The organism is Paraburkholderia sp. A1RI_3L, from assembly GCF_048957895.1.
Taxonomy (GTDB): Bacteria; Pseudomonadota; Gammaproteobacteria; order Burkholderiales; family Burkholderiaceae; genus Paraburkholderia; species Paraburkholderia kururiensis.
Map to the genome: position 1 here is coordinate 1307875 of NZ_JARCHA010000001.1, position 8124 is coordinate 1315998.

Annotated in this window: 5 protein-coding genes; 4 read left to right on the forward strand and 1 reads right to left on the reverse strand. The window is 66.9% G+C overall.

Annotated elements, in window-relative coordinates; all coding sequences use genetic code 11:
* Positions 1 to 262: 262 nt before the first annotated feature.
* From PXJ20_RS06055 to PXJ20_RS06070, 4 genes are all read left to right on the forward strand, one after another.
* The gene (locus PXJ20_RS06055; protein WP_421030422.1) at positions 263 to 2905 is read left to right on the forward strand and encodes a mechanosensitive ion channel family protein; all 2643 of its coding nucleotides are present in this window, start codon (positions 263 to 265) and stop codon (positions 2903 to 2905) included.
* A 264-nt stretch (positions 2906 to 3169) separates the two neighbouring features.
* Positions 3170 to 4717 (forward strand): PQQ-binding-like beta-propeller repeat protein, encoded by a 1548-nt coding sequence (locus tag PXJ20_RS06060; RefSeq protein WP_421030423.1) that lies wholly within the window; start codon positions 3170 to 3172, stop codon positions 4715 to 4717.
* A 152-nt stretch (positions 4718 to 4869) separates the two neighbouring features.
* Positions 4870 to 5919 (forward strand): endo alpha-1,4 polygalactosaminidase, encoded by a 1050-nt coding sequence (locus tag PXJ20_RS06065; RefSeq protein WP_421030424.1) that lies wholly within the window; start codon positions 4870 to 4872, stop codon positions 5917 to 5919.
* A 103-nt stretch (positions 5920 to 6022) separates the two neighbouring features.
* Positions 6023 to 7405, forward strand: coding sequence for a chloride channel protein (locus PXJ20_RS06070; RefSeq protein WP_421030425.1), 1383 nt, complete (start codon positions 6023 to 6025; stop codon positions 7403 to 7405).
* Between the two features lie 37 nt (positions 7406 to 7442).
* Here PXJ20_RS06070 and PXJ20_RS06075 read toward each other — a convergent pair whose 3' ends face one another.
* A complete protein-coding gene (locus PXJ20_RS06075) occupies positions 7443 to 7841 on the reverse strand; it encodes a hypothetical protein (RefSeq protein WP_421030426.1) in 399 nt (132 codons plus the stop codon).
* Positions 7842 to 8124: the final 283 nt, after the last annotated feature.

The following is an 8124-nucleotide window of genomic DNA, read 5'->3' on the forward strand; positions in this document are numbered from 1 at the left end:
CAAGCCGCGCAGGGCCGCCTGAGGGTTTGAAAATGGCTAGGGATGGTGCCGGCGCGGCCGCTCTTGAGTGGCATAGGGTGACGTGTGAGGGAACCTGAGAGGCCCGCGCGCGGACTTATCGATACCGGTTTCGATCCGAAGGCCCGGCCCACGCGCTTTTCCCGCATCACCTTGCATCGCCCGTCGCTGCCGCCGCGGGGCACGAGCCGTGCTACCGCGATCGCCCTGACTGTTTTCATCGAAGTTGCCTGTTACGTCACTCATGCGAAAAAAATCGTCTACGTCTGTCGCTTTCGTTCCGTTCGTGTTGCTGGTGTCGCTGTTCCTCGCCGCGGGTACGGCGCGCAACGCCTGTGCGGCCGCCGCGCCTGCGAGTGCTGCTCCGGCCAGCACGGCGTCGGCCGACGCAGCCAGTGCGCCGCGATTGACGCCCGACCAGGCGCGCGCCGCGCTCGACGTGCTCGAAAGCCCGGCACGGCGCGCCCAGGTCGAGAACACGTTGCGTGCCATCGCGGCAGCCGGTGCGCTTGCCGCGCCCGCCAGTGCGCCCGCCGCCGCGAGCGCGGCGACAGCGGCAAGTGGCACGGTGGCCTCCGCGGCATTGCAGTCGAATGGGCTCGCCGCGCAGCTTGCGCGGCAGGGGGCGCACTGGGCGGTGCACGTGGGGACGGCGCTGCGGCGATCCGTGGCGGCATTGCTCGATGTGTCGTCGTTGCGCGCATGGTGGGCCGACGCGCTGACGAATCCCGCGAAGCAGGCCGCGGCGCGCGACGTGGCGCTCGCGCTGCTTGCCACCTTGTTGCCGGCGTTCATCGTCGAGTGGGGCGCGCGCCGCGCACTGCGGCACGTGATTCGCACCGTCGCCGCACGCCGGCGCGATCAGGCGGATCAGGCCGAGCAGCGCGAGCGCGCAGCGGCGGCTGCGGCACGTAAAGCGGAGGACGCTGCCGAAGACGCGAGCCATTCCGTTCCCGTCACGCCCGCAGGCCCGACGACGCCCCCCGCGCCACGCACGCGCAGCGGCGCCGCCAAGGAAGCGCGCGGCAAGCTGCACGCCGCGCAGCACTGGTCGCTGCTGCGGCATCTGCCGCGCGCTGCGCTACGCGCGCTGTTGCGGGCGTTGCCGCTCGTCGCGTTCGTCGCGGTGGCGAGCGGCGCCATGTCGCTCTTCACGACAGACGGTTCGCCCGCGGACAGCGTGATCGGCTCGCTCATCGATATCTACGTGATCTGCCGCGTGGTCGTAATCGTCGGCGAATTCTTCGCGCAGCCCGACGCGCCGGGTCTGCGGCTGCTGTTTTTCTCGGACCACTGGGCGGTGTGGCTGCAGCGCTGGATCGTGCGCATCGTCGTGATTGCGGGCGCCGGCGCGGCCGTAGCGGAGACCGCCGCGGCGCTCGGGCTCAACGAAGGCGCGCACGCGGCGTTGATGAAGGCGATCGCGCTCATCGCGCACGTCATGATCGCCGTGATGATTCTGCAAAGCCGCAAGCCCGTGGCCGCCTGGCTGCGCGAGCACAGCGCTCACCGCCAGTCGCTTTCGATTGCGGGCAATCTGCTTGCCGACGCGTGGGCCGGCATCGCGGTGTTCGTCGTGATGGCGCTGTGGTTCGTCTGGGCGCTCGACGTGCGCGACGGCTACAGCCTGCTGCTTCATACGGGCGGAATGTCGGTTGCCATCCTGATCGGTGCACGCGTGGCGTCCATCGTGTTGCACGGCGCGCTCGCGCGTCTGTTCCAGCAGAAGGAAGGGGCGCCCTCGTCGCTCGTGCAGCAGCGCGCGTATCGCTATTACCCGCTGTTGCGCGGCATCGTCTCGGCGTTCGTGACCCTCGTCACCGTGTTCCTGCTGTTGCTCGTGTGGGGCGTGGACCTGCGCATGCTGTTCGCGGACGGCACCGTAGGGCACCGGCTCGCGTCGGCGCTGGCGACCATCGCCGTTGCGGCGGTCGTCGCGCTGGTTGCGTGGGAGGCGATCAACGTCGCCATCGAACGGCGACTCGACAACTGGACCACGAGCGGCGACTTCGTGCGTGCCGCGCGGTTGAGGACGCTCGTGCCGATGGTGCGCACGCTGCTTTTCATCGTGATCGCGCTCGTCGTGGTGCTGACGGGCCTCTCGGAACTCGGCGTGAACACGGGGCCGCTGCTGGCGGGCGCGAGCATTTTCGGCGTGGCGCTCGGCTTCGGTTCGCAAAAGCTCGTGCAGGACTTCATCACGGGCATCTTCCTGCTCATGGAGAACGCCATGCAGGTGGGCGACTGGGTGACGCTCGCGGGCGTATCGGGCACGGTGGAGTATCTGTCGATTCGCACGGTGCGGCTGCGCGCCGGCGACGGCTCGTTGCACACGGTGCCGTTCAGTTCGGTCACGACCATCAACAACACGAATCGCGGCATCGGCAACGCAGCGGTGAAGGTGAACATCGCTTACGGCGAAGACGTGGACCGCGCCGTCGAGGCGCTAACTGAGATTGGCGCCGCCTTGCGCGAAGACGACAGGTTCAAGGCCGGCATTCTCTCGGACTTCGCGTTCTGGGGTGTGGACGCGGTGGATGGCGCGGCGGTCACACTTGCGGGCCAGGTGCAATGTACCGACAAGGCGCGCTGGGGCGTACAGCGCGAGTTCAACCGGCGCATCGCGGACGAGTTCCGGGCGCGCGGCATCCGTATCGCGAACCCGCAGCGCACGGTGTGGGTGAGCGGCGAACCGGCGAAGCAGGGTGGAGCCGCCGAGGTGAGCCAGCCGGGTCACGAGTCGCGCGACGCAGAAGCGGCGCAGGCGGACGTAGCGGCGCAAAAGCCGTTGGGCGCTGAACAACCGGCGGGCGATCCTGCGCCCACGGGCAACGCTCGACCGGGTGACGGGCAGGGCAGCGGCAAGGCGGGCCGCGAGCCGTCTTGAAGTGCGTCCGGAGGTGCGTTCCGGAATGCGTCTTCAGGGGGGGGCCATCGCATACATTCGCGCCGGTTGTTGCCGCGCACGGCAACGGTCGCGACCGTCCTTCTGCATGAAGCTGACATCACGCTGCCCCGGCATCGACGGTAGAATCAGCGCTCCCCTACGAGGCCCTCGAACGAGGGCCTTTCCACGCTCACGATGCGACGCCCGGCGTACCGCACGTTCCATTCGCCGACGCGTTGCCGACGGGTACGAACGGAGGTGCACGTGCGCGCGGCTCTCATTCCATCGATTCGTATTGCGTTTTTTTCGGCGTTTTTTTCCGCGCTGCTGTTCGCATCGCTCACCGCCTCGGCAGCGGGCGACGCGCATGGCGAAGGTGCCGATTCCGTCACCATGCATCACCGCACGCCGGACCGCAGCGGGCAGTACGTGGTGTCCGGTCTCACCTGGCAGCGCGCCGCGCATCTGCAACGCGATACCGGCTTCGACGGCAAGATCGAAGGCGCGGTCAACGCGCAGCCGCTTTACTGGCATTCGGCAGACACGGGCGCGGGAGCGCAGTCGAACGGGCTGCTGATCGTCGCCACCGAAACGAACGCGGTCTACGCGCTCGATGCCGCCACGGGCCGCACCGTCTGGCGCACGGCGCTCGGTCCCGCGGTGCCGCGCAGCGCGATGCCATGCGGCAATATCGATCCCCTCGGCGTGACGGGCACGCCGGTGATCGATGCGGCGAGCGGCACGCTTTATCTCGACGCGATGGTGCTGCGCGAAGGGCAGCCGCGTCATTTCGTGTTCGGACTCTCGCTGCGCGATGGCGCCGTGCAAAAGGGCTGGCCGCTCGACATGGAAGCGGCGCTCAAGACGCGCGGCGTGGCGTTCACCTCGCGCGCGCAGAACCAGCGCAGCGCGCTAGCGTTGATGGACGGACAACTCTTCGTGCCTTACGGCGGCAACTGGGGCGACTGCGGCGACTATCGCGGCATGGTGGTGAGCGTGCGGCTCGACCATCCGGGCGTAGCGAACGTGTGGGCCACGCGCGCGGCGAAAGGCGGCATCTGGGCGCCGGGTGGCATTGCGGCGGCGGACGGCCAACTGTTCGTCTCGACGGGCAACACCGAAGGCACGCGCACGTGGGGCGACGGCGAAGCCGTGATTCGCCTCAGGCCCGACCTACGCCATTCGGCCGATTCCCGCGACTTCTTCGCTCCGGCAGACTGGAAGCAACTGGACGACGCGGATCTCGACCTGAGCGGCGTGAACCCTGTCCCGATCGACTTGCACGGACGCAAGCTGATCGTCGCGCTGGGCAAGGACGGCAAGGCGTATCTGCTCGATCGCGAGAACCTGGGCGGTATAGGCGGCGCGCTGGACGTAGCGCGCGTGTCGTCCAGTTCGATGCGCACGGCGCCGGCTTCGTGGGCCACGGCCGATGGTGTCTTCATTGCGTTTCAGGGAGCGGGTTCGGCGTGTCCTTCGGGCGAAGCCGGCGCGGGGCTCACGGTGCTGCGAGTGGCTTCGGCATCGCGCGGCGGTATCGGCACAGCCTGGTGTGCGGCGCTGGACGGCGCCGGTAGCCCGATCACGACCACGAGCGACGGCAACGCGGACCGTATCGTCTGGGTCGTCGGCGCGGAAGGCGACGAGCGCGTGCACGGCTTTCGTGCGGACAATGGCGAGCCGGTGTTCACGGGCGGCAGTGCGCAGGAGCGTGTGCCGGGTGTGCGTCACTTCGCTACCATGCTGGCGGCGAACCAACGGCTTTATGTGGCCGGCGATGGGCGCGTGTACGCGTTCAAGGCAGGGCAGTGAGGCCCGGCCGGCTAAAGAAGGAACGGTACAGGTCGTTAATACACAGGTTTTGCGCGGCGCTTGCGGCAACCCGTTTGCGTTCCGTTTGCTTCTGGTTTGCGGGCCGAGGTCGGCTCGCCGCCGCGCCAGCCTTTTCTTCCGGAGTGTCCGCTTTGTCAGTATCCCTGCGCTTGTTGAACCGCCGCGTCGCTCTCTACTGCACGTTTGCCTTGTCGCTGTTTGCCGGCGCCTGTGGCGGGGGAGGCGGTGGTGGTGGCGGCACCAGCACGTCGGCCACGAGCGCCCCCGCCAGCACCAGCACGGCGAGCACGCTCTCAGGCTCGACAAACGTCTCGATTGCTGCGGCTCGCAATCTACCGGCGAAGCCAGTCTGGGAGGTCTACTACGGGCAGGCATCGCAGGTCGACCTCGCGCGGCTTGCATCGAGCTTCAACGTGATCGTGATCGACGCCGATCCCAGCGGCACGACACCCAACTTCACTGCCGACCAGATCGCGACGCTGAAATCGCACGGCGCAAAGGTGCTGAGCTACCTGAATGTGGGCGCCTGCGAGACATGGCGCTCGTACTGGCAAACCGTGCCCGCGGGTTTCGTGTCGTGCGGCGCGAACCAGGCAGCGCAGCTCGGCAGGTACAGCGGTTTTTCCGAGTACTGGATGAACGTGGGCAACGCGGACTACCAGAACCTCATCGTGAACTACGTCGCGCCACGGCTTGCGGCGACGGGTGTCGACGGCTTCATGCTGGACAATTTCGAGATCGTCGGCCACGCGGCGAACGCCGCGCAGGGGCCGTGCGACAGCACGTGCAAGCAAGGTGGCCTCGACCTCGTTGCGCAGCTGCGCAACGCGTTCCCGAATGCGCCCATCCTGCTCAACGCGGCGCCGACCTCGGCGATCAGCGGGGCGAGCGGCGGTGTGTCGTTCCCGATGCTCGTCGACGGCGTCTTTTTCGAACAGGTCTTCCTGCCTTCCACCGACAGTTCCTTGCTCCAGGCGCTGCAAACCTGGAAGAGCACGGAAGTCGCGCTGCCGCGCAGCGCTTTTTTCACCGGCACGCTCGATTACGTGAACAGCTGTTCGGATACCACGAGTGCGCAAAACGGCTGGACTGCGAGCGTGAATGCGGGACTGAGCCCGTCGGTGTCGATCCAGGCGCTCAATCAGGTTTGCTGGTGGTCGTTCCTGCCGACGCCGACCTAAGTCGGCCACCATGATCTGAGAGAATTAATTCGGAAAAATAAGTCATACAGCGCATGTTGCTGCGCAACTAAGATACGGGTTTTCCCTCGTCTGGCGACGCATCATGGCTTCCGAATCTTTCTTGATTGCCCGCCTGGGCGCCGGGCGTGGCCGCCTGCCGGCGTTCGCGGCGTTAGCAACGGTCAGTGTGCTGACGGGCGTCGGCGCCGGCCTGGGCGGCATGTTGCTGGCGCTGCTGCTCCACGCTATCCAGCACCTCGCGTATGGCTACAGCCTGGATCGCCTTGTCGGCCATGAGAGTTTTCTGACCGGCGTGACTGCCGCTTCGCCCGGACGGCGGTTCGTGGCGCTTCTGGCGTGTGGACTCGTTGCCGGAATCGGATGGTGGGCGCTCTACCGCTTCGGCCGTCCGCTCGTGAGCATCAAGCGGGCCGTCAAGGCGGACGGGCCGCGCATGCCGGGCGCGAGCACCGTTGTTCATGCGTTGCTGCAGATCGTTACCGTGGCGCTCGGCTCACCGCTGGGCCGCGAGGTGGCGCCGCGCGAGATCGGCGCAGTGTGGGGCAGCTGGCTTGCGCGGCGCGCGGGGCTGAGCGCCGGCGAGACCCGCATCATGATTGCCTGCGGCGCAGGTGCAGGTCTTGCCGCGGTTTACAACGTGCCGCTCGGCGGCGCGCTGTTCGTGCTCGAAGTGCTGCTGGGCACGTTCGAATGGAGGGCGCTGGTGCCCGCTGTCGTGACCTCGACGATTGCGGCTGCCACCGCCTGGCTCGGACTCGGCAACGAACATCAGTACACGCTGATCGGGCCGCTCGCGCTGACTACGCCGCTTGTCGTATGGTCGGCGATCTGCGGTCCGCTCTTTGGCTTTGCCGCGTGGGGATTCACCCGGCTCGCCGAACAGGCCCGCGCCCGCGCACCGAAGGACGCGCGATTACCGCTCTTTGCGCTCGTCAATTTCGCGTTGATCGGCGCGCTCGTCATCTATTTCCCGCAGTTGGCCGGCAACGGCAAAGGCGCCGCGACGCTTTCGTTCGACAGCGCGCTCAGTATCGGACTGGCCGCGATCCTCCTCGTGCTGAAGGTCGCGATCGAGATGGGCAGCCTGCGCGCGGGCGCCGAAGGTGGACTGCTTACGCCAGGCCTCACGAACGGCGCGCTGCTCGCCGTCGTGCTCGGTGGCGCGTGGAACATGATGTGGCCGGGGACGTCGGCGGGCGCCTTTGCCATTGTGGGCGCAGCGGCGTTCCTCGCTGCATCGATGCAGATGCCTATGACCGCGCTGGTGCTCATGGTGGAGTTCACGCAGGTCGGCCACGACATGTTGATCCCGATGCTGCTCGGCATTGCGGGGTCTGTCGCAACGTTCAGGCTCGTCACGCAGGCGACTGTCAGTGCTGCTGTGAAGGGCGAGCCGCGGGGGGTACTGCCGAATGCGCAGCGGCCGGCGGCGTTGGCTTCGGTGGCCGTTCGCGAGCGAGCCTGATGTCGCGGCTTATTTCCAGCGCCCGGTAGGGCTTTCGCTACGCATCCTGAGCGGCGTGCATTCTCGGGGATTTCCTTGGGACGGTCAGCTGTATCTGCGTGGACGTTGCCCACCGATGTGGTGCCCGGCTTGGTGGCGAACCCTTGCCGCGCTCGTCCAATTCCTTGTTTTGAATGGGGATCCGACCTCGGTCCGGTTGCATGGCGAAGCCGCTGCCGTGGTGCGTTCCGGCCAGATCAGGTGAGAGCCACCGCTGTACCTTTTTCGAAATCAGTTCGGTCTGCACCTTTGCGAGCAGCGACCGCCCTTCCGTGAGAGTCAGACCCAGTTCGGCAACACTACGGTCAGGGCGCTCAATGGCGGCCAGTACTCCGTCGCCCTCCTCGAGCGGGTCACTTTCGCCATCGACCAACCTTGCTTCGATGATCAACCGCATGGCTTGCTCCCACCGTTGCGAGACCGATCAGCCGACCTCAAACGAAACCGGCGCCGCCACCGAAAACACAAGCGGCCCTGATGAGCAGCCTCCCCAACTTTTGCTCGCTCTCGATCGATTCTGTCCTCCAACTGATGCGTCGTGAGCACGGACGAAAAGTCTGCGAAGGCGATCGTTCAACAGTCCACAAAAAACGCTGAATGACGTTGAACTTCGCGGCCTGCCCACTGCACCACTCGGTACATGATGCGATCACGATCAACCCAATCCATACGCCCGGCGT

Bases quoted from the DNA above. Each gene is read 5' to 3' on its own strand.
- PXJ20_RS06055 (WP_421030422.1), top strand. From the start codon at position 263: ATGCGAAAAAAATCGTCTACGTCTGTCGCTTTCGTTCCGTTCGTGTTG.
- PXJ20_RS06070 (WP_421030425.1), top strand. From the start codon at position 6,023: ATGGCTTCCGAATCTTTCTTGATTGCCCGCCTGGGCGCCGGGCGTGGC.
- PXJ20_RS06075 (WP_421030426.1), bottom strand. From the start codon at position 7,841: ATGCGGTTGATCATCGAAGCAAGGTTGGTCGATGGCGAAAGTGACCCG.